The 21,334-nt window shown below is 39.1% G+C and carries 20 protein-coding genes and 1 other annotated feature; of the genes, 11 read left to right on the top strand and 9 right to left on the bottom strand.

The window, feature by feature from the left end; all coding sequences use genetic code 11:
- Positions 1-161: 161 nt before the first annotated feature.
- Positions 162-479, top strand: coding sequence for a trp operon repressor (gene trpR, locus PR800_RS10870; RefSeq protein WP_094961916.1), 318 nt, complete (start codon positions 162-164; stop codon positions 477-479).
- Positions 480-849: 370 nt separating this feature from the next.
- On the opposite strand, the gene yjjX is transcribed toward trpR, so the two are convergent.
- On the bottom strand, positions 850-1,386 hold the full coding sequence (gene yjjX, locus PR800_RS10865) for an inosine/xanthosine triphosphatase (protein WP_004914743.1): 537 nt from the start codon (positions 1,384-1,386) through the stop codon (positions 850-852).
- 52 nt (positions 1,387-1,438) lie between these two features.
- Here yjjX and gpmB point away from each other — a divergent pair, with 52 nt between their 5' ends.
- Positions 1,439-2,086, top strand: coding sequence for a 2,3-diphosphoglycerate-dependent phosphoglycerate mutase GpmB (gpmB, locus tag PR800_RS10860; protein WP_102138956.1), 648 nt, complete (start codon positions 1,439-1,441; stop codon positions 2,084-2,086).
- A 43-nt stretch (positions 2,087-2,129) separates the two neighbouring features.
- Here gpmB and robA read toward each other — a convergent pair whose 3' ends face one another.
- Positions 2,130-3,044, bottom strand: coding sequence for an MDR efflux pump AcrAB transcriptional activator RobA (robA, locus tag PR800_RS10855; RefSeq protein ID WP_272530787.1), 915 nt, complete (start codon positions 3,042-3,044; stop codon positions 2,130-2,132).
- A gap of 185 nt (positions 3,045-3,229) precedes the next feature.
- Here robA and creA point away from each other — a divergent pair, with 185 nt between their 5' ends.
- The gene (gene creA / locus PR800_RS10850; protein WP_102138958.1) at positions 3,230-3,706 is read left to right on the top strand and encodes a protein CreA; all 477 of its coding nucleotides are present in this window, start codon (positions 3,230-3,232) and stop codon (positions 3,704-3,706) included.
- A 112-nt stretch (positions 3,707-3,818) separates the two neighbouring features.
- On the opposite strand, the gene arcA is transcribed toward creA, so the two are convergent.
- Positions 3,819-4,535 carry a two-component system response regulator ArcA gene (gene arcA / locus PR800_RS10845; RefSeq protein WP_004905684.1) on the bottom strand — a complete coding sequence of 239 codons (717 nt, stop codon included), beginning with the start codon at positions 4,533-4,535 and terminating at the stop codon, positions 3,819-3,821.
- Between the two features lie 1,089 nt (positions 4,536-5,624).
- Here arcA and thrL point away from each other — a divergent pair.
- The 4 genes from thrL to thrC all read left to right on the top strand — a co-directional run bounded on the left by thrL (position 5,625) and on the right by thrC (position 10,469).
- Positions 5,625-5,693 carry a thr operon leader peptide gene (thrL, locus tag PR800_RS19670; RefSeq protein WP_071548816.1) on the top strand — a complete coding sequence of 23 codons (69 nt, stop codon included), beginning with the start codon at positions 5,625-5,627 and terminating at the stop codon, positions 5,691-5,693.
- Positions 5,632-5,753, top strand: a sequence feature (Thr leader region). It overlaps the preceding gene by 62 nt.
- A 24-nt stretch (positions 5,754-5,777) precedes the next feature.
- Entirely contained in the window at positions 5,778-8,237 is a 2,460-nt protein-coding gene (gene thrA, locus PR800_RS10840) for a bifunctional aspartate kinase/homoserine dehydrogenase I (protein WP_166266620.1), read from the top strand.
- Positions 8,238-8,240: 3 nt separating this feature from the next.
- On the top strand, positions 8,241-9,170 hold the full coding sequence (gene thrB, locus PR800_RS10835; RefSeq protein WP_210844335.1) for a homoserine kinase: 930 nt from the start codon (positions 8,241-8,243) through the stop codon (positions 9,168-9,170).
- A gap of 3 nt (positions 9,171-9,173) precedes the next feature.
- Positions 9,174-10,469 carry a threonine synthase gene (gene thrC / locus PR800_RS10830; protein ID WP_195698194.1) on the top strand — a complete coding sequence of 432 codons (1,296 nt, stop codon included), beginning with the start codon at positions 9,174-9,176 and terminating at the stop codon, positions 10,467-10,469.
- Positions 10,470-10,595: 126 nt separating this feature from the next.
- Here the strand turns inward: thrC and PR800_RS10825 are convergent, their stop codons facing one another.
- The 6 genes from PR800_RS10825 to PR800_RS10800 all read right to left on the bottom strand — a co-directional run bounded on the left by PR800_RS10825 (position 10,596) and on the right by PR800_RS10800 (position 14,972).
- Entirely contained in the window at positions 10,596-11,249 is a 654-nt protein-coding gene (locus PR800_RS10825) for a hypothetical protein (RefSeq protein WP_195698195.1), read from the bottom strand.
- Between the two features lie 61 nt (positions 11,250-11,310).
- Positions 11,311-11,532, bottom strand: coding sequence for a hypothetical protein (locus tag PR800_RS10820; protein WP_102138962.1), 222 nt, complete (start codon positions 11,530-11,532; stop codon positions 11,311-11,313).
- 437 nt (positions 11,533-11,969) lie between these two features.
- Positions 11,970-12,128 carry a hypothetical protein gene (locus PR800_RS10815; RefSeq protein WP_231068867.1) on the bottom strand — a complete coding sequence of 53 codons (159 nt, stop codon included), beginning with the start codon at positions 12,126-12,128 and terminating at the stop codon, positions 11,970-11,972.
- Between the two features lie 204 nt (positions 12,129-12,332).
- Positions 12,333-12,797, bottom strand: a complete 465-nt coding sequence (locus tag PR800_RS10810; RefSeq protein WP_102138964.1) for a hypothetical protein — start codon at positions 12,795-12,797, stop codon at positions 12,333-12,335.
- A 107-nt stretch (positions 12,798-12,904) separates the two neighbouring features.
- The gene (locus tag PR800_RS10805) at positions 12,905-14,296 is read right to left on the bottom strand and encodes a Cu(+)/Ag(+) sensor histidine kinase (protein WP_102138965.1); all 1,392 of its coding nucleotides are present in this window, start codon (positions 14,294-14,296) and stop codon (positions 12,905-12,907) included.
- Positions 14,289-14,972: a heavy metal response regulator transcription factor gene (locus PR800_RS10800; RefSeq protein WP_102138966.1), complete on the bottom strand. Its 684-nt coding sequence runs from the start codon at positions 14,970-14,972 to the stop codon at positions 14,289-14,291. Before PR800_RS10800 ends, PR800_RS10805 begins: the two co-directional genes overlap by 8 nt.
- A 154-nt stretch (positions 14,973-15,126) precedes the next feature.
- Between PR800_RS10800 and PR800_RS10795 the strand changes: the two genes are divergently transcribed.
- From PR800_RS10795 to PR800_RS10780, 4 genes are read left to right on the top strand one after another with little or no spacing between them, the layout of a single operon-like run.
- On the top strand, positions 15,127-16,536 hold the full coding sequence (locus PR800_RS10795) for an efflux transporter outer membrane subunit (protein WP_272530784.1): 1,410 nt from the start codon (positions 15,127-15,129) through the stop codon (positions 16,534-16,536).
- Between the two features lie 8 nt (positions 16,537-16,544).
- The gene (locus PR800_RS10790; protein ID WP_229597530.1) at positions 16,545-16,886 is read left to right on the top strand and encodes a copper-binding protein; all 342 of its coding nucleotides are present in this window, start codon (positions 16,545-16,547) and stop codon (positions 16,884-16,886) included.
- Between the two features lie 17 nt (positions 16,887-16,903).
- Entirely contained in the window at positions 16,904-18,172 is a 1,269-nt protein-coding gene (locus PR800_RS10785; RefSeq protein ID WP_166266630.1) for an efflux RND transporter periplasmic adaptor subunit, read from the top strand.
- Positions 18,173-18,175: 3 nt separating this feature from the next.
- Complete coding sequence (locus tag PR800_RS10780) at positions 18,176-21,313, top strand: efflux RND transporter permease subunit (RefSeq protein WP_102138970.1); 3,138 nt, start codon at positions 18,176-18,178, stop codon at positions 21,311-21,313.
- The last annotated feature ends 21 nt before the right edge of the window (positions 21,314-21,334 follow it).

Here is a 21,334-nt window from a genome sequence, read left to right as displayed (position 1 = left end):
TTTGTGTATGCTCCCCGAGCTATCCTAGCTGGTCGCCTAGTCACAACTCAAACTATTTAGCATATTAACGCAGTAACTAAATGAAAATGGTGTTTGGTTGATGATTTCTAATAATAGTGTGTTATTATTTGTACTAGTTAAATAGTATGGGTGGATAAACGATGACAGCAAATCAACAACATGACCCGGCACTGACTGCTGATGAAAACGCTGACTGGCTGCGCTTTGTGAATTTATTACAATTGGCATTTGAACAAGATATTCATCTGCCAGTTCTTCAGTTATTACTCACGCCAGATGAGCGCACAGCGTTAGCGACTCGCGTTAAAATTGTGCAAGAGTTGATGCGCGGTGAAATGAGCCAAAGAGAACTGAAAAATGAGCTAGGAGTGGGGATAGCAACTATTACTCGGGGTTCGAATAGCTTAAAGTCAGCGCCTATTCCTGTGAAGGAGTGGTTGGAGCAACAACTTCTCTAAAATACGCGTCATATTTTGCTCTGTGGCGTTGTTGGCTGCATTTGGTTACCCGAATCACATACTTGTGTATGCTCATCGGGATAACCTCACTTGCCGCCTAGCCACAATCCAAACTATTTAGCGTATTGGTATTTATCGTATTTCAAATTGTAGGGGTGTTCAGGCTTCGCTCATTCGCCCTAGTCACATACTAGTGTATGCCCCTAGGGCTTAGCACCACTTGCCAGCTACTTATAATCCGAACTATTTATCGTATTGGTATTTATCGTATTTCAAATTAATAGTCACAAAAAAAGTATGGTTTCCCATACTTTAGTGTGAAAAGAGTGGTGTTTAATCGCACATGCAATTTTAATTATTTTAAGTATAATTAATCTTCTACTTGGTTTAGCTCTTTATAAATTTCATGCTTAATGGGAACCAAGGCCAATATCAAGGCTTGTTGGTAAACACTGGTGCGAGTTAATACCCCGTCAGTGAAAAAACCAATGGCACCACCTTGTTGTTTGATATTATCGATGCCTGTTAAAAAGGCCATTTCATCGCCGAGTTCACGGCCTTCACGAATACCCGCCAGAATTTTTTCTGGGATCATAATACTGGCAGAGCGGGATTCACCACGTATTTGCTTATGTTCAATTACTATCCAAGCAAATGTCATATCGTCTTCGATACCCGCTTCAATACCAACCCAAAAATCCGCTTCAGGGCGAACTTGCCTAGAGGCCATCACGCGTTGTCTAGCCCCAGTACGGGTTTCATTATTACCGATAGGTTGCTGTGGAACACTGCTATCGACATTAATATCTTCAATTTGATAACTGCCAGCCCCAAAAACAGCATCGAAAGCAAGATGGATCGCTTTAATTTTGGCAGGATTAGTCGTTGCAGCTATAACTTGGTACATTAATTATTTTCCTTTGAACACATACTTCGAAAAGTAATAACGGAACACATCTATGTTACAGGTTTATCTTGTTCGCCATGGCGAAACTGAATGGAATTTAGCTCGTCGCATCCAGGGACAATCCGATAGCCCTCTGACCGCCACTGGACGACTGCAAGCAAGGCAGGTGGCTGAGAGGATAAAGTCAGAAGGCATTACCCATATTATCACTAGTGATATGGGACGCACACTGGAAACTGCACAAATAATTGCAAGTGTGTGCGGGTGTGAAATTACCACAGAACCGCGTCTACGTGAACTAAATATGGGCGTTCTTGAGCAAAGAGCAATAGAGTCGTTAACGCCAGAGGAAGAACAGTGGCGTAAAAGCTTAATTGATGGCACACGTGGAGGACGAATTCCAGAGGGTGAATCAATGGAGGAGCTGTATACACGCATGTTTGCAGCACTAAATAGTTGTTTAGATTTGCCTGAAGGTAGCCGCCCGTTGATTGTTAGCCATGGGATTGCGTTAAGTACGTTAATTAGTCGTATTATGGGGGTTCCGGCTTATTCAGAACGTCGCCTTCGTTTACGTAACTGTTCGTTATCTCGTGTTGATTACCAAAACAGTCCATGGTTGGCGAATGGTTGGATAGTTGAAACGGCAGGTGAGGTCACACATTTATCGCAACCGGCTCTTGACGAACAGCAAGGCTAACGATTTAGAAAAAGGAGTTTCAACAAACTGAAACTCCTCTGCTTTAAGGGGTCGCGGCCGAACCTGTTTTGATAGGAACATAATAATCAAAGGTATCGATATGTGTTTTGGGGTCATCATCTTCAGGGGTGACATGACGTAAATCGATGTTTTTTAATCGATAATGTTCGATGTCATAACCTGGTCGGCGTGTTAAATTCAGCTTAGGCAGATATACACCATAAATTTGGTATAAAAACTCTTGTAATGCATCTCGAGTTGGCGTCCCATTGAATGAAAATTTAACATAATGGCCACTTGGTAACGTTAAGCTTGAATATTGGTCTGTGTTAAAACTCGCATCTTCAGGTTTTACCGCCGTGGTATAGAACACCGTTTGTTCATCTTCTTTTTCTGGATTATGAATGGCATGGTGCAAGCCAAAAACTTCAGACGCAATCGTCGTCGTATTATCCAAATAGTAGTGCCAAAATGTTTGGCGCATTTGCGAACAAGCGGTCGACCACTCTTCTAACGCATAAGAACAACTTTGTTCCAAGCCAACCAGTTCTTGCTCTGGCATTTGTAGGAATTCATGTTCAATATTGGTGTGATTATCTAAAATAATCGGTGGGCAAATACCTGCCGCACACCACTCTTCACTCCGGCGGTAAAAAGCAGGGGTTAGGTTAAATTGCTTTTTAAAGGCTCGAGTAAAAGTTTGTTGCGAATCAAAGCGATACTGCAACGCAATATCAAGAATTGGTCGGCTTGTTAGCCGCAATGCCACAGCAGCTCGAGAAAGCCTTCTGGCTCGAATATAAGCACCAATCGCTTGGTCAGTCACCTCTTTGAACATTCGTTGTAAATGCCACTTTGAGTAGCCCGCTTTTGCGGCAACATTATCTAGCGAGAGTGGTTTATCTAGGTTGTCATCTATCCAGCGAAGCAAGTCGCGAATAATATTAGTTTGATCCATGTATATCCCCAGCCAATGCGACTTATAGAACAGATATAATCTATCAATGAATGGCTATTCTATATCAAGTTATCTTTTTCGTTTATAGTAAATGAGTTGTATTTGATAATTAGTTAAGAAAGTGAATAATAAGTCTTGTTTTACTACGAGGTTTTACCGATTTTTAGTTGAATAGGAAATTCAGTATGCGTTGTTCCAGATTAAAAAATATCGCACTTACAGCATTATTATTAGCGTTGCCGAGCATGACATTTGCTGAAGAAATCGGTTCAGTCGATACTGTTTTTAAAATTTTCGGCCCTGACCATAAAATTGTCGTTGAAGCATTTGATGACCCTGATGTTGAGAATGTCACTTGCTATTTAAGTCGTTCAAAAACAGGGGGGATCAAAGGGGGTTTAGGGTTAGCGGAAGACACCTCTGATGCTGCAATTTCATGCCAGCAAGTTGGACCGATTGAGTTAAGCGACCGTGTCAAACGCAAACCGACGAAAGGGCAAGTTGTCTTTCAAAAACGAACGTCTTTAGTCTTCAAAAAATTACAAGTTGTACGTTTTTACGATCCAAAACGTAATGCATTAATTTATTTGACTTATTCAGACAAGATGATCGACGGTTCACCAAAGAATGCGCTAAGTGCAGTGCCGATTATGCCTTGGTGATAACAAAAAACGGTTGAGTCGATGTACTCGCAATAAAAATGGCTCGCCAATAAAAAATCCGTTGCCTAAAAGACAACGGATTTTGATAATCAGTAAATAATTAGCTTGCTAATTATTCGTCTAAATCACCGCAGAAGCGATAGCCTTCACCGTGGATGGTTGCAATGATTTCTGGTGTGTCAGGTGTCGATTCAAAATGTTTACGAATACGACGGATCGTGACGTCAACAGTTCTGTCGTGTGGTTTTAATTCACGGCCAGTCATTTTCTTCAGCAGGTCTGCACGAGTCTGAATTTTTCCTGGGTTTTCACAGAAATGCAGCATCGCACGGAATTCACTACGGGGTAATTTGTAGTGCTCACCCGCAGGGCTGACTAATGAACGGCTATTGATGTCTAATTCCCAACCATTAAATTTATAGCTTTCTACTAAACGACGCTCTTCAGTACCGCCCGCTAAATTCATTGTACGGGACAGTAAGTTGCGCGCACGAATAGTCAGTTCGCGTGGGTTAAATGGTTTAGTGATATAGTCGTCAGCACCAATTTCAAGGCCAAGGATTTTATCCACTTCGTTATCGCGTCCTGTTAGGAACATTAACGCAATGCTTTCTTGCTCACGAAGTTCACGAGCAAGTAATAAACCGTTTTTACCTGGTAAGTTAATATCCATGATGACTAAATTGATGTCATGTTCAGAGAGAACATTATTCATCTCTTCGCCATCAGTTGCCTCATGAACCACATAGCCTTCCGCTTCAAAGATGCTTTTCAGCGTATTGCGTGTGACAATTTCATCTTCAACAATCAAAATGTGTGGGGTCTGCATAGTTGCTACCTAAAGTATTAAAATAAGAATACTGAACTCACAATCCGTTTCCAGTTAGGTGGTTATTAATATTGTTCTCTGGAAAAACACGTTTATGAGTATAAATTTGTTTTGAAATTCAACAGTGACATTATGTTGCCATTTCAGGCAAAAGACTTTAACAACAAGTCAAAATATAAGCACTTTCCCAATATTGTACTGTTAACAGCAATATAACAGCTAATACTGCATTTACCACCTAAAAAACTAACTTTTGTTGATACATATCAAAATCAATTGTAGCACGTTAACAAAAATTGTTAGGTAGATAATTATATAAATTAATGCGGTGTTTAGGAATCAGATAGCGTCTAAAAAAAGGGAGCAGTTGATGCATAGGGGATGCTTCGGATTGGTATTAATGAATATAGTCTTCAATGAGTTAAATATACCATTATAAATAATGTTTAATTTGTGACTTACCTCCGATTTCGAAATGTTATTTTAATACAAAAAAAGGTGAAAAATTTATCTTGTTAGCGATAACGGGATGCAAATATTCAGTTTGTGAGCTTTTATGTTATTTAATTAGGAAAGATACTTATTTTATTTTGTCGCGGGTGGTTTTTAACAATCACCTAGCATTTGTTTGTAATTTAACCAGATGAAGAAGTATGGGTTTTAAGTGTAAGTACTTACTTTGCAATTTATTGCATTAGTGGTTGTAGGCTGATGACTATGAATGGTAAGTGGTAAGAAATATATGAGCTAAATATGTGGGGTGAGTGGGTCATTTTTACGCATTTTTTCACCTTGGTCCTCTTCACAAGAAATGGCTAAAGGTCATCTGTGTTGTCTGTTTTATAGGCAATTTCGTTTTTTGTTGGTTAAAAAATTATTCATCTTGAAATTTTAATTATTTTAGTTTTTAAAACCAATATTGGTGTGATGGATATCTTTTTGGGGAGGTGTTTTTCATGCTGGTAGATAATTTATCAAGTAAAAAAAGGGTTTTAAAAGGGATGTTTTACAAATAAATTTGACAAAATATACCAATTGCTTTAACCGTATAGGGAGAAACTTAAAGAATCTAAGAGACAGACAGAATCTATGCGTAATATCAGCCTGACTATTATTATTACCACCACCACCGTAACCACAGGAAACGGGGCGGGCTGACGCATCCAAAAAATAAAAATGAAAAAGCCCGCATACTTAACCGATGCGGGCTTTTTTTTGGTGTTAATTCAGGAGAGAAATACCATGCGTGTGCTTAAATTTGGCGGTACTTCGGTTGCAAATGACGAACGAGTACTGAATGTTGCTGACATCGCTGAAGGCAAATTAGCAGATGGACAAGTGGCTTTGGTGTTATCCGCGCCAGCAAAAATCACTAACCATTTGGTTGCTATGATTGAAAAAACGGTTGCAGGACAAGATGTCATCACGCATGTTAATGATGCTGAAATGATTTTTGCTAACCTTTTAAAAGGATTAAAAGAAAAACAACCTGGTTTTGAATATGACCGGTTAAAAAAACTGACAGAGCACGAATTCGCGCAAATCAAACAAGTACTGCATGGTATTACTCTTCTCGGACAGTGTCCAGACAGCATTAACGCATCAATTATCTGCCGTGGTGAGAAACTCTCTATCGCAATTATGGAGTCTGTGCTAAAAGCACGCGGTCATAATGTGACCGTCATTAACCCTGTTGAGAGCTTACTCGCGAAAGGCCACTACCTTGAATCTACAGTTGATATAAATGAGTCAACAAAACGCATTTCTGATTTAAATATACCGAAAGATCATTTTGTCCTAATGGCAGGCTTCACCGCAGGTAATGAGAAGGGTGAATTAGTGGTATTAGGCCGTAATGGGTCTGATTATTCAGCCGCAGTGCTAGCGGCTTGCTTACGTGCCGACTGTTGTGAAATTTGGACTGATGTTGATGGCGTCTATACATGTGACCCGCGTTTAGTGCCTGACGCTCGTTTATTGAAAGGTATGTCATACCAAGAGGCCATGGAGTTATCCTATTTTGGTGCCAAAGTTCTCCATCCTCGTACCATCGCCCCAATTGCTCAATTCCAAATCCCTTGCCTGATAAAAAACACCACTAATTTAAGCGCACCAGGCACTTTAATTGGTGATGGCCAAACTGACGACAGCACGCCAGTGAAAGGGATCACCAACCTGAATAATATGGCGATGATCAACGTATCTGGCCCCGGTATGAAGGGGATGGTCGGTATGGCTGCACGTATTTTCTCCGTCATGTCTCGTCGAGGGATCTCGGTTGTTCTGATCACGCAATCTTCATCAGAATACAGTATTAGTTTTTGTGTCCCACAAAATGAGTTAGTCAGAGCCCGTGCAGCATTGGAAGAAGAGTTTTACTTAGAGTTGAAAGATGGCGTACTTGAGCCACTGGATGTGATGGAGCAGTTAGCGATCATTTCTGTGGTGGGCGATGGCATGCGTACTTTGAAAGGCATTTCGGCTCGTTTCTTCTCTGCGTTAACTCGTGGCAACATTAACATTGTCGCTATTGCGCAGGGGTCTTCTGAGCGTTCTATTTCTGCCGTTATTGCCAATGACGCAGCCACAACTGCGGTACGCTTATGCCACCAAATGCTATTTAATGCAGAACAAGTTATTGAAGCCTTTGTCATCGGTGTTGGTGGGGTTGGTAATGCGTTAATTGAACAAATTCATCGCCAGCAACAATGGCTAAAACAAAAGCATATTGACTTACGTGTCTGTGGTATTGCGAATTCACGTGCAATGCTCACGGATATGCAAGGGATCGATTTAGGTAACTGGAAAGCGGAACTGGCGGAAGCGAAAGAGCCATTTAGCTTAAGCCGTTTAATTCGTTTAGAGCGTGAATACCATTTCTTGAACCCTGTCATTATCGATTGCACATCAAATCAGGAAATTGCAGAGCAGTATGTCAATTTCTTGAAAGATGGCTTTAATGTGGTCACACCGAATAAAAAAGCCAACACTTTGTCGATGGATTACTACCATCAGTTACGTGCGGCAAGTGAAACATCGAAACGTAAATTCCTCTATGACACCAACGTAGGTGCAGGTTTACCCGTTATCGAGAACCTACAAAACTTACTGAATGCAGGGGATGAACTAGTTCACTTTAGCGGAATTTTATCGGGTTCTTTATCATTCATCTTTGGGAAATTAGACGAGGGCATGTCTTTATCGGAAGCCACAACACTGGCTAAAGAAAAAGGTTTCACAGAGCCAGACCCTCGTGATGATTTATCAGGTATGGATGTGGCGCGTAAATTATTAATTTTAGCCCGTGAAGCGGGTTACAATTTAGAACTACAAGATATTGAAATTGAACCTGTTTTACCTGCTGATTTTGATAGCAGTGGTTCTGTTCCTGAGTTTATGGCTCGTTTACCACAACTGGATGCACAATTTGCACAGCGTATAAAAGCCGCAGAAGCGGAAGAAAAAGTGTTACGCTATGTTGGGTTAATTGAAGAAGGGCGCTGTCGGGTGAAAATCGTTGCTGTGGATGGTAATGACCCTCTCTTCAAGGTTAAAAATGGTGAAAATGCACTGGCCTTCTATACACGTTACTACCAGCCAATTCCTTTAGTATTAAGAGGTTATGGTGCAGGTAATGATGTTACTGCAGCTGGTGTATTTGCGGATGTGCTGCGTACCCTTTCATGGAAACTGGGAGTTTAATAAGTGATTAAAGTTTATGCACCGGCTTCAATTGGTAATGTGAGCGTCGGGTTTGATGTTCTTGGCGCTGCAGTTTCTCCAGCGGATGGCTCATTGTTAGGTGATTGTGTAACAGTTGAAGCGGCGGACACTTTTTCGTTGACGAATAAAGGCAAATTCGTTGCTAAACTTCCGAAAAAAAATGAGCACAATATTGTTTACCAGTGCTGGCAATTGTTTTGTGAGCGCTTTGGTCGACCATTAAATGTCGCTATGACGCTCGAAAAAAATATGCCAATTGGTTCAGGGCTCGGTTCTAGTGCGTGTTCTGTTGTTGCAGCACTGATGGCGCTAAACGAATTTGCAGAGAACCCCTTCGATGATACCCAATTGCTTGGCATGATGGGGGAGTTAGAGGGGCGTATTTCAGGAAGTGTGCACTATGATAACGTCGCACCGTGCTTTTTAGGTGGTTTACAGCTGATTATCGAACAAAATGGCATTATTTCTCAGCCTGTGCCTGCATTCGAAAACTGGTATTGGGTCATGGCCTATCCTGGCATTAAAGTATCGACAGCGGAAGCGCGTGCGATCCTTCCTAATAGCTATCCCCGCCATGATATTGTAAATCATGGTCGATACCTATCAGGGTTCATTCATGCTTGTCATACAAACCAATCGTTACTTGCAGCAACGATGATCCAAGATGTTGTGGCTGAACCTTATCGTACACAACTATTACCCGGTTTTGCGGCAGCACGCCAGAATGCAAAAGAAATCGGTGCATTAGCTTGTGGCATTTCTGGCTCTGGGCCAACACTGTTCGCTATTTGCGATGAGAAGCATATTGCTGAAAAAATGGCGAGCTACTTGCAACAACATTATATTCAGAATGATGAAGGCTTTGTGCATATCTGCCGTTTGGATCTGGCCGGGGCAAGGACAATAGGGTAAATAATGAAACTGTATAATTTAAAAGATAACAACGAACAAGTAAGTTTTGCGCAAGCGGTTAAGCAAGGTTTAGGCAAGCAACAAGGTTTATTTTTTCCTCAAGACTTACCTGAATTCACTGCGACTGAAATCGACGAATTATTAAAATTAGATTTTGTCACTCGTAGCAGCCGTATTTTAAGTGCTTTTATTGGTGATGAGATCCCTCATGAGGAGCTCGCTGCAAGGGTCGAAGCCGCGTTTGCTTTTCCTGCGCCAGTTTCTAAGGTTGAAGATGATATCGCGACACTGGAGCTATATCATGGGCCAACACTCGCATTTAAAGACTTCGGTGGTCGCTTTATGGCTCAGGCACTGGGGCAAGTCGCTGGTGAGCAGCCAGTGACCATTTTGACTGCCACTTCTGGGGATACAGGAGCAGCTGTTGCACACGCATTCTATCGTCTTAAGAACGTCCAAGTTGTCATTCTCTACCCAGAAGGAAAAATTAGCCCGCTGCAAGAAAAACTCTTCTGCACGCTGGGTGAAAATATTCATACGGTTGCGATTAAAGATGACTTCGATGCATGCCAAGCATTAGTAAAACAATCGTTTGATGATGAAGAACTAAAAAAAGCGCTGTATTTAAATTCGGCTAACTCGATCAATATCAGCCGTTTATTAGCGCAAATTTGTTATTACTTTGAAGCTGTCGCACAGATCCCAGCAGAAAAACGGGATCAATTAGTGATCTCGGTTCCGAGTGGTAATTTTGGCGATCTTACAGCGGGTTTATTAGCTAAATCAATGGGCTTACCTGTTAAGCGCTTCATTGCAGCTACTAACGTCAATGATACTGTGCCACGTTACCTCGTTGATGGGCAATGGAAGCCAAAACAAACGGTAGCAACCCTATCGAACGCGATGGATGTTAGTCAGCCAAACAACTGGCCTCGTATAGAAGAGCTATTCCGTCGTAAAGGTTGGTCTCTTGATGAATTAGGGCATGGGGCTGTGAGTGACGAAGTGACTAAAGAAACAGTACGTGAATTAGATAAAAAAGGGTATTTATCTGAGCCACATGCTGCAGTTGCTTATCGTGTGCTTCGTGACCAATTGCAAGAAGGCGAGTTCGGGCTGTTTTTAGGTACGGCACACCCGGCTAAATTTAAAGAGAGTGTTGAAGAAATTCTTAATAAGGCAATACCTTTACCTAAAGAGTTAGCAGAGCGTGCGGAACTACCACTACTCTCACACTTTTTACCCTCTGATTTTACACAATTACGCACATTTTTAATGAAGTTAGCACCTAAGCAATAAATATTGCTAGAGTACAAAAAACGGAAGCGAAAGCTTCCGTTTTTATTGGTAATACCATATTTTATTAAGATAATTATAGGGTTTCATATTGCCACATCACTTATACACTTCTAACGGATTGGTTTGTCACATTGAGCTAATGCCATCGTGCCCGTCTCTACCGCCATCAGGTCCACCGCGTCCTCCTTTTCCTCCTTGGCTACCATTACCCCCATTGCCGCCATTACCACTACCAGAGCCGTTGCCCCCATTACCCCCGTTACCGCCATTAGTTCCACCATGCCCTCCATTTCCCCCATTGCCATTTACCGTTCCATTACCGCCATTCCCACCACTACCACCACCATCGCCATCACCGCCATTTCCACCATCACCTCCAGTTATACTGCCATTGCCGCCATTTCCTCCATTGCCATTACTGCCTTCTTCTGCGTTACCGCCATTGCTACCATTACCGTTATTTGATCCCGTTCCGCCATTTCCACCATTTTGACCATCACCCCCATGGCCACCGTGACCCCCATGGCCACCATGACCACCTTGACTATCATTTCCAGCTTGGCCCGAATTCCCATTTTGTCCATAGCTTACAAAGCTAAAAAATTTAGAATAGTAATATTGGCCATGGAGTTTCGAACATACCTTATTATTAATTTCATTAATATTAAGTTCATTTTTTAATAAACAATTAGATGCAGTATTAAATAAGGAGTGAGAGTATGCTGAAAATGAAATAGAACTCATTAATAAGACACCAAGTGAGATGTAATTTTTATACATTATAAATTCCTCCGTTCCCCCCTCATCGAGTGAGGAGGGAAATATTTAGTGACTAGTTAAATTATCTACCGTTGCCGCCATTACCGCCATTACCGCCGTTGCCGCCATTACCACCATTGCCACCATTACCACCATGACCGCCATTCCCACCATTTCCTCCATGGCTTTGTTCGTAAACAGTAGAATAAGTAGAAATATTGTCAGAATGTTTTTCTTGGAAAGAAGTTGCAGATGATAGAATTGGGAATAATAAAGATACTATGACAATAGATGCTTTATACATATAAGATCCTCGTTTAAAAGTTTAAATTAAAATGAACTGCAATGAAATTGTAATTCATGGTTTTGAATAAGCAATTAGTTATTTATCTATGTGTGTAATTAAATTTGTTTTACGATAAATATAAAGTATTATGGCTTTTTTTTGTTTTATATTAATAACAAATATTTAATTAGTTATATAACTAATAAACCCTTAGTAATTAAAGTAATTGATTAGCAATTGATGATGTAATATTTTATTTTATAATTAATTTTATAGTTGTGTGTGGGGTATTTTTTGAAAAAAGGGTAAAGTGGGGATTTTTAAATTTGGTCCCACTTTACTTTTGATTTAACCGCATATAGACCAGTATTTCCGAAGAGAGTATATTAAATGGATATAGGGCTATACATTATGAGGGAAATATTCTTTAAATTTTATTTGGTATCTTATTGCTTTTATTCTATGTTCAGCCAAACATCATCATCATCTCCGTTATAGGCTATTTTTAAGTCTATACTTAGGATAGGTGGCTCTGGCGGGAAGGGAAGAATAGGGGTAGCCAAAGAGAGTGCTGGAAATAATAAAGATGCAAGTATGATTGATTTTTTAAACATATAATCGCCTTTTAAAGTTAATATTAAAATGAACTACCTAGAAATAATAAACTATTTTTTTTGATGTTCAATAAATAGCTTCATTTATTTTTAATAAAAAATGAAATGGGTTTAATAAAATTGAAGGCGAGGGGGTTAGGCTTATTTTGATTGATTTAAAACCATATTAATTAGTTATTTGATAATATGGTTTTAAAATTTCAATTAATTATTTTTTAAATTTTCTATTATTTTACTTTGAATCGATTCTGATGAGCTGTTTTTATGAAAGCTTAACATAGTGACTGCTTTTTCATTTTCATTCATTTCGGAAAATGATTTCGCAACTTTTACTGCCGGTTGTTTATAGTTAGGTGATAGGCTTTGGTGGCGACTGATCATACTTTGCATTATTGGTGATGTATTGTTTTGCGTAAAACTCAATGCAGCAGCAGCTTGGGCGTGTTCATCTAACTCAAGGAATGACTGAGTTGAATTGATATCATTATTGGTCGAAATACCCGCTTTACTTAAATGGCTATTAATCGATTTTAAATTAGAATAAGAAGTATTGTTTTCAGTGAAATTTAATGCATTTGCAGCATTATAATGTATTTCTTTTTCAGTTTGAGCGGCAGATACATGTCCTGTTACAGCTACAAGTGTTAAAGCAAAAATAAATTTTTTCATTGTGAACCCTTATTAAGTTAAATAGTTTATCTTATAACTATAATAAGGCTTTATTTCTGTCTGAATACTGACAACAAAATGACAAAATTGCCATTTATGGTAGACATTCAATTTGGTTTCATAGGTAAAAATACAGTAAAGCGTGTTGAAAAATCATCTGATTTTACAGAGATCCTGCCTTTATGCGCTAATATAATTGATTTGACGATTGCCAACCCAATTCCACTTCCTTCATTTTTTCTTTGCCTTGATTTATCTACTCGATAAAATCTATCAAAGAGTTTTTCTAAGTGTTCTTCGGGTATTTTTATACCGGGATTGCTGATGATTAATTCAATACCCTCTTTTACATTTGAAATGTTAATGCTGACAGAGTCACCCCTTGGGGTGTAGCGGATAGCATTTGATAATAAATTAGTAATCGCTCTTCTTAACATGTCTTTATCGGCCATAATAGGACTAGTGTCCCCAATTAGCTTAAGTTTTATTTCATTCTCTTCAGCGAGATATTCAAAATAATCAAATATGAGCTCTATTTCAGTTTTAATATTAATGATTTTTTTCTCTGGGATAAGCCTATTATCATCTGCTTGAGCAAGAAAAAGCATATCAGAGATCATTCGTGATAGTCGGTTATATTCTTCCAAATTAGAATATAACACTTCAGCTAGCTCTTCTTTACTGCGGTTTTTACTCAAAGATATTTGAGTTTCAGTCATTAAATTAGTGATTGGTGTACGCATTTCATGAGCAATATCTGCCGAAAAATTTGTTTGCCTTACGAAAACATCTTCAATTTTTACTAACATCTGATTAAATGATTTTGTTAATTGCTTCAATTCATTAGGTACAGAATCAGGATCTAAACGGACGCTTAAGTTTTCGGATGTGACATTTTTTATTTCATCGCTTACATCTTTAAGGGGTTTTAATCCCTTTATCACAAGGAAATAAACGACAAGAATAGTAAATAAGCACAGTATAATTGCACTGATAATCAAACTGTTTATTAATGAGCTCAGATAATCATGATGAAAATTTAATGATAGCGCAGTAACTAATCGATATTGTTTAGGCTCTGAAGGAGGGCCCACCTGAATAAGACTTTCTGATAGACGATAATCTTTGAGCTCTACGTCTTGGTTATTTTTATCAGGATCATAATTTTTTAAGTGCGTAATAAGTTTATCTGTTGCATTGGGAGATACTAATGTATTTCCTTTATTATCAATGAGATAAATGGTAGCATCTTGATGCTCATTAATAATGGTTTTAATTCGTGCGTATTGCTCACTTTGTGGATCTGAATTGCCATTTAATAAGCTTCGGATCGTTAAATTCAACTGGTTAAGTGTGTATTCATCTTGCTGCTTAAAATGTAACATAACTGAGTTGATCATGATCGAGCTAAATAATAGTAAGGCGAGGGAGAGAGTAATACTGATCAAAACAATAAGACGAATTGAAATAGAGACAGGAGATCGAAACAGCTTAATCATTTTCAGGGATCTCGAGTAAATAGCCCATCCCTCTAATGGTATGAATCAATTTAGGTTCATAGCCTTGATCTATTTTAGCCCTCAGCCTTTTAACTGCAACATCAATGACATTGGTATCACTATCAAAATTCATATCCCAAACTTTTGAGGCGATAAGAGAACGAGAAAGAACTTCGCCTTGGTGAAGAATAAAAAATTCCAATAATGAAAATTCTTTACTGGTGAGTATAATTTTATCATTTTCACGTGTAACGCGTCGTTTGATCAGGTCAACATGCAAATTAGCAATGGTAAATTGTGTTTTTTGGATGCTGTTATTGCCTCTGCGTAATAAAGTTCTTACTCGAGCAAGTAGCTCAGAAAAATCAAATGGCTTAACAAGATAATCGTCAGCACCTATCTCTAACCCTTTGACTCGATGTTCAACATTACCTAAAGCAGTAAGCATGAGGATTGGCGTATTTTTTCCTGTATTGCGTAAGTTTTTAGCAATCTCCCAGCCATTAATATCTGGCAACATCACATCAAGAATAATTAAATCATAGTCTTCAGTTGTCGCCATATGCAGGCCTGTAATGCCATTTTCGATTGCATCAACAATAAACCCGGACTCACTTAAGCCTTTAGATAAGTATTCTCTCGTTTTATGTTCATCTTCAACAATAAGTAGTTTCATCTCAGGCCCTGCAGTCAGGAAAACAATGTAATCATTCTAAGCACTATGGCAACGAAATGTAAAATGACAAATTTGTCATTTTCATGTCATGAATCTAACAGGAGGCCTTTTTTACTATAGTGACAATTTTAATCACTAGAGGCATGGCTATACCATGTATTCCCCTAAAATATTAATAATAGCTTATGCCCTAATTTTGACTGGTTGTGTTTCGCTTGCCCCTGAATATCAACGCCCTAATTTTAATTTGCCTCATCAATTCAGTGGCAATCTTTCTGATGTAGTAACGCGGGATAAAACAGCGCGGGATAAAACAGAATTAGCAATACCAAGTTGGTCTCAATTTATTCAAGACCCACAAATGAAAAGCGTGATAGAAATTGCGCTTGAGAAAAACAGTGATTTATATCTTGCGGCCTTAGATGTAGAAGAAGCTCGTGTGCGTTTTGGGCTAGCAGGAGCAGAAAAATATCCTCAAATTAGTTCATCGATGAGCGGCGATTATGGCCAATCATTAGCGTCTGGGTCATCCTTTAATAAGAAATACAGTGCAGGCGTTGATATCAGTTATGAACTGGATTTTTTTGGGCGTATTAAAAACTTATCTGATGCCGATAAAGCAAAGTTTATTGCTTCTCAAGAGATGAAGCGTGCGACACAAATTATCACAATCAAAACGGTAGCAGAGGCGTATTTAGATGTGGTGTATAACCAGAAATTATTATTAATTGCGCAAGAGACGAAGCAAAGCTACCTCAATAGTCAATCGATTGTAATGCAAAAAGTGGCGGCAGGAAAAGCCGCGCTATCAGACCTAGAACAAGCTAAAGGGCAAGTACAGTCTATTTCTATTAATATCGAAAAAATTGAAAGTGAAATTGCAAAAAATGAAAATTTACTGAATTTTTTGACAAATGACTATGTAACAAAAATAAATTTAGATCTAGGACGCTACGAGCCAAACTATCCTTTAATTACAACTCCTTCAGATATTCCCTCTGAAATATTATTAAAACGCCCAGATATTATGGCTGCGGAGCAAAATATTATTTCTGAGAATGCCAGTATAGGTGTAGCAAGAGCCGCTTTCTTTCCTTCTATTTCCTTTAATACAGGAATTGAAAACAGTAATGATTCTTTAACAGGGTTATTTGATTCTTCAAATGGTATTTGGAATTTTATTCCTAAAATTACGCTACCTATTTTTACTGGTGGCACAAATAGCCGAAATTTAGAATTAGCAAATATCAGAAAAAATAAAGCAATAGCTAATTACGAAAAAAGTATTCAAGTAGCATTTCGAGAAGTGAAAGATGCTTTAGTGATCAAATCGAGTTTAGAAAAACAACTCATCTCCCAAGTGCAATATGTCAACACGCTGCAAAACGTCTTAACACAGAAACAAGCGAGTTATCGATATGGCAGTTTGAGCTATTTCGATGTTCTTGAAGCACAGCGTAGCTTATTTACCGAACAACAAAATTTATTGATGTTGAAAATTGAACAGCAGAAGAATGAAATAAATTTATTCTCTGCATTAGGTGGCGGATTAATAAAATCATGAGGGTAACAATGAAAAAATTAAATACAGTATTTTTTGCAATTTCAATGGCGATGTTAACAGCAACTAGTTATGCAAATGCTGCTGAACATAACCACTCTATTTATCCAGAAAAAGTCGCAGAGCCGACAATCAATACCGAAGGAACGCTAATCTCGATTGATAAAGATAATAAAAAGTTAACAATAAATCATAAAGAAATTCAAAGTATTGGCTGGCCACCAATGACGATGCGTTTTACCTATGAAGATGAAAATATGATCAACGGCTTACAAGAAAATGATGAATTAAAATTTTCATTTGTACAACAAGGCAATCTTTCAATGTTGAAATCCGTCGAAAAGATAAACTAAATAGGTAGAGAGATGTTATGTCATTAGTTAACCTGACCAAATTGCTATTGGTAATTATTTTATCGAGCGTTATTTCAATTTTATTTTACCGATATTTTTTCGTTGTAGAAAATAATAGCCAACCAGTTGAAAAACAAGAACGCACCGTATTGTATTGGTATGACCCGATGTATCCCAATACCAAGTTTGATCAACCAGGGAAATCCCCGTTTATGGACATGGATCTTGTTCCTAAATATGCGGATGAAAACTTGGCTTCAGCGAATAGCAAAGGGATAACAATTAACCCAACACAGACACAAAATTTAGGACTTAAAACGGTGGATGTAAAGTGGGGGAAATTAAGCTATGACTTAACATTTCCAGGCGAAATTGCATTTAATGATCATCAATTCGCTATCGTGCAAGCGCGAGAAAATGGTTTCGTTGAAAAAGTTTACCCATTCACCGTTGGTGAGAGGATCCAAAAAGGGGTTCCTATTGCTGATCTAACGATCCCTGCATGGGTTGAAGCGCAAAGTGAATACCTTGCACTCAAGCAGATGAATGCGAGCCAGCAAGATCTTAATAGCGTCATTGAGCGTTTACGTTTAAATGGCATGCCAGAGGGAGCACTTTCTCAGTTTATTAAAACAGGAAAAGTCCAATCACGTTTTACGATCCAAGCACCTATTTCAGGGGTAATTACTGCACTTAATCTACGTTTAGGGATGAACGTATCTAAAGAAGTTGTTATTGCACAAATACAAGGAACAGATCCATTATGGATTAATGCCTCTGTTCCTCAGTCAGTTGCTGAATTACTGAATAAACAAACAGAATTTACAGTTTCTATTCCCGCTTATCCTTCACAGTTATTTACTGTAAAAAACTGGCTGATATTACCTAGCGCAGACCAAGCAAGTCGTACAATTAATATTCGTACAGAAATTGCGGACCCTAGCCATTTATTAAAACCGGGTATGACTGCATATTTGAATTTAGTTGCAGAAGGTAATGAAAGTTTATTGATCCCTTCACAAGCCATTGTGGATTCAGGGAAAGAACAACATGTTATTGCTGTTGGTGAGAATGGTGAATTTATTCCGAAAAGAGTACGAGTGCTCAGTGAATCTCAACAAATGACGGCAATATCTGAAGGGCTACAAGTGGGTGAGCATATTGTGACTCAGGGGATTTTCCTGATTGATTCCGAAGCGAATATTGCGGGAGCATTAGCCAAGATGGAAGCACTTCCTGAGCCTTCAGCGTCATCTAATCATTCATCACATAAATCTCAGGAGTAGAGTATGTTGGAATGGATTATAAGACGCTCAGTCGCTAATCGCTTTTTAGTCCTAATGGGAGTCATGTTTTTAGTTATTGCGGGTATTTGGAGTATCCGCAGTACACCTGTTGATGCATTACCTGACTTATCTGATGTACAAGTGATCATCAAAACCACTTATCCAGGGCAAGCGCCCCAACTGGTCGAAAACCAAGTCACATACCCAATAACGACGACGATGTTATCTGTGCCGGGAGCAAAAACGGTACGGGGTTTTTCTGCATTTGGTGACTCATATGTTTATGTTATTTTTGAAGATAATACAGATTTATACTGGGCTCGTTCACGCGTTTTAGAATATTTAAATCAAGTCCAAAACCAATTGCCAAAAGGTGCGGTAGCCTCTATTGGCCCTGATGCGACAGGGGTTGGCTGGGTTTTTGAATATGCTTTAGTGGACAAAACAGGAAAGCATAATCTAGCTGAACTGCGCTCATTACAAGATTGGTTTTTGAAATATGAATTGAAGGCTTTGCCAAATGTTTCCGAAGTTGCAACCGTCGGAGGTGTGGTTAAATCTTATCAAATCTTAGTTGACCCACTCAAGCTCAGCCAATTTTCCGTGACATTACCTGAAATAAAACAGGCAGTTGAAATGGCTAACCAAGAAGCGGGTGGCTCATCGATTGAAATTGCTGAAGCTGAATATATGGTTAGAGCGAGTGGCTATCTTCAATCTATTGATGATTTCAATAAAATCTACCTAAAAACTCCCGAAAATGGCGTGCCAATTTACCTACAAGATGTTGCTCGAATACAGGAAGGCCCCGAAATGCGTCGTGGGGTTGCTGAGCTAAATGGGGAAGGCGAGGTAGTTGGTGGTATTATCTTGCTTCGCTCAGGTGAAAATGCACGTAATGTGATCCATGATGTAAAACAGAAACTTGAAGATTTAAGTGCCAGTTTACCGGAAGGCATCGAAATTATTACAACTTATGATAGAAGTATTCTTATTGATAACGCGATTGATAATTTAAGCTATAAGTTGCTAGAAGAATTTATTGTTGTCGCATTGGTGTGCGCTATCTTCCTATGGCATTTCCGTTCTGCATTAGTCGCAATTATTTCCTTGCCTCTCGGATTATTTATTGCCTTTATTGTCATGCGTTATCAAGGAATAAATGCAAATATTATGTCATTGGGGGGGATTGCAATTGCTATCGGGGCAATGGTAGATGCCGCCATTGTGATGATCGAAAATGCGCATAAAAAATTAGAAAAATGGCAACATGAAAATGAAGGTAAAGCCATTGATAATACCCAGCGTTGGAAAGTTATTACTGACTCTGCTGTTGAAGTTGGGCCGGCATTATTTATCAGTTTATTAATTATCACATTGTCTTTTATTCCTATCTTTACGTTGGAAGGACAAGAAGGCCGTTTATTTGGCCCACTCGCATTTACAAAAACCTATGCCATGGCGGGGGCTGCAGCGTTAGCGTTAATTGTGATTCCAATCCTAATGGGGTATTGGATCCGCGGTAATATTCCAAATGAAAATAAAAATCCACTGAATCGTTGGTTGATTGCTCTCTACAGTCCTATTCTAATTAAGGTATTAGCATGGCCGAAGACCACCTTATTAATTGGTTTCTTATCTTTATTTACCGTGATATGGCCATTAAAACATTTAGGGGGGGAATTTCTTCCTGCGATTAATGAAGGTGACTTACTTTATATGCCTTCAACACTGCCGGGAGTTTCGCCTGCCCAAGCAGCATTTTTACTACAAAATACAGATAAGCTAATCAAAACTATTCCTGAGGTCGATACGGTATTTGGTAAAGTCGGTAAAGCTGAAACGGCAACGGACTCAGCCCCTATGGAGATGATTGAAACAACGATACGTTTGAAGCCGCAAGCAGAGTGGCGAGAAGGGATGACACTTGAAAAAATTATTGATGAGCTTGATGAAACCGTGCGTTTGCCCGGGGTTGCAAACTTATGGGTTCCGCCTATTCGCAATCGTATTGACATGTTATCTACGGGAGTCAAAAGCCCTATAGGCATCAAAGTGTCAGGAAGAGATCTTGATGAGATCGATGCATTAGCCCAAGAAATTGAAAAAGTGACAAAATCGGTTCCCGGGGTTGTTTCTGTTTTGGCTGAGCGATTGGTTGGTGGGCGTTATATTGATGTCAAAATTGACAGAGAAAAAGCGGCGCGTTTTGGCATGAGTATCAGTGATGTACAAGTTTATATTTCAATGGCGACTGGTGGGGAAATGATCGGGGAAACGGTTGAAGGGATTGAGCGTTACCCAATTAGCATAAGATATCCTCAAGATTACCGAAATAGCGTATCTGCGATGAAGTTATTACCAATTTTAACGCCGAGCAAACAGCAAATTGTGCTTAGTGATGTTGCGGATGTATCCGTGAATATGGGCGCTCCAATGTTGAAAACAGAGAACGCAAGACCGACTAGCTGGATTTATATTGATGCGCGTGATCGCGATATGGTCTCTGTTATTAAAGATATTGATGCCGCAATAAAAGATAACATCCAAATGAAGCCGGGCTTGAGTTATTCCTTTACGGGACAATTTGAATTGCTCGAAAGAGCCAACCAAAAATTAATGTTAATGGTTCCTGCTACCATACTGATTATTTTTGTCCTGCTTTATTTAGCATTCAGACGATTTAGTGAAGCATTACTGATTTTATTAAGCTTACCTTTTGCTTTAGTGGGCGCTATTTGGTTCCTTTATTGGATGAACTTTAATTTATCGGTTGCAACAGGGACAGGGTTTATTGCATTGGCAGGTGTAGCCGCTGAATTTGGCGTAGTTATGTTGATTTATTTACGCCATGCAATCGAAGATAAAGAAAAACAGCAAGGAATAAGCAAGTTATCAAACCAAGATTTAGACCATGCATTATATGAAGGTGCTGTTTTACGTGTCCGTCCTAAAGCCATGACAGTTGCCGTAATTTTAGCGGGTTTATTGCCAATATTACTTGGGACAGGAGTCGGTTCGGAAGTCATGAGCCGTATAGCAGCACCGATGATTGGCGGCATGATCACCGCGCCATTATTGTCCCTATTTATTATTCCTGCAGCTTATAAATTAATCTGCCAGTTACGCCATAAAAAATAGACACTTTTTAAGTACTCGTCA

The organism is Providencia sp. PROV205 (genome assembly GCF_028479505.1).
Taxonomy (GTDB): Bacteria; Pseudomonadota; Gammaproteobacteria; order Enterobacterales; family Enterobacteriaceae; genus Providencia; species Providencia huaxiensis.
Note: the sequence above shows the minus strand (reverse complement) of the source record. Positions and strands in the feature narration are given on the sequence as shown.

Excerpts from the sequence above, each read along its gene's own strand:
- gpmB (WP_102138956.1), top strand. The coding sequence starts at position 1,439 with ATGTTACAGGTTTATCTTGTTCGCCATGGCGAAACTGAATGGAATTTA.
- PR800_RS10815 (WP_231068867.1), bottom strand. The coding sequence starts at position 12,128 with ATGTTTAAAAAATCAATCATACTTGCATCTTTATTATTTCCAGCACTC.
- PR800_RS10790 (WP_229597530.1), top strand. The coding sequence starts at position 16,545 with ATGAAAAAATTAAATACAGTATTTTTTGCAATTTCAATGGCGATGTTA.
- PR800_RS10825 (WP_195698195.1), bottom strand. The coding sequence starts at position 11,249 with ATGTATAAAAATTACATCTCACTTGGTGTCTTATTAATGAGTTCTATT.
- PR800_RS10805 (WP_102138965.1), bottom strand. The coding sequence starts at position 14,296 with ATGATTAAGCTGTTTCGATCTCCTGTCTCTATTTCAATTCGTCTTATT.
- creA (WP_102138958.1), top strand. The coding sequence starts at position 3,230 with ATGCGTTGTTCCAGATTAAAAAATATCGCACTTACAGCATTATTATTA.
- PR800_RS10785 (WP_166266630.1), top strand. The coding sequence starts at position 16,904 with ATGTCATTAGTTAACCTGACCAAATTGCTATTGGTAATTATTTTATCG.
- thrA (WP_166266620.1), top strand. The coding sequence starts at position 5,778 with ATGCGTGTGCTTAAATTTGGCGGTACTTCGGTTGCAAATGACGAACGA.
- PR800_RS10780 (WP_102138970.1), top strand. The coding sequence starts at position 18,176 with ATGTTGGAATGGATTATAAGACGCTCAGTCGCTAATCGCTTTTTAGTC.
- PR800_RS10820 (WP_102138962.1), bottom strand. The coding sequence starts at position 11,532 with ATGTATAAAGCATCTATTGTCATAGTATCTTTATTATTCCCAATTCTA.
- yjjX (WP_004914743.1), bottom strand. The coding sequence starts at position 1,386 with ATGTACCAAGTTATAGCTGCAACGACTAATCCTGCCAAAATTAAAGCG.
- arcA (WP_004905684.1), bottom strand. The coding sequence starts at position 4,535 with ATGCAGACCCCACACATTTTGATTGTTGAAGATGAAATTGTCACACGC.
- PR800_RS10795 (WP_272530784.1), top strand. The coding sequence starts at position 15,127 with ATGTATTCCCCTAAAATATTAATAATAGCTTATGCCCTAATTTTGACT.
- thrC (WP_195698194.1), top strand. The coding sequence starts at position 9,174 with ATGAAACTGTATAATTTAAAAGATAACAACGAACAAGTAAGTTTTGCG.
- trpR (WP_094961916.1), top strand. The coding sequence starts at position 162 with ATGACAGCAAATCAACAACATGACCCGGCACTGACTGCTGATGAAAAC.
- PR800_RS10810 (WP_102138964.1), bottom strand. The coding sequence starts at position 12,797 with ATGAAAAAATTTATTTTTGCTTTAACACTTGTAGCTGTAACAGGACAT.
- PR800_RS10800 (WP_102138966.1), bottom strand. The coding sequence starts at position 14,972 with ATGAAACTACTTATTGTTGAAGATGAACATAAAACGAGAGAATACTTA.
- robA (WP_272530787.1), bottom strand. The coding sequence starts at position 3,044 with ATGGATCAAACTAATATTATTCGCGACTTGCTTCGCTGGATAGATGAC.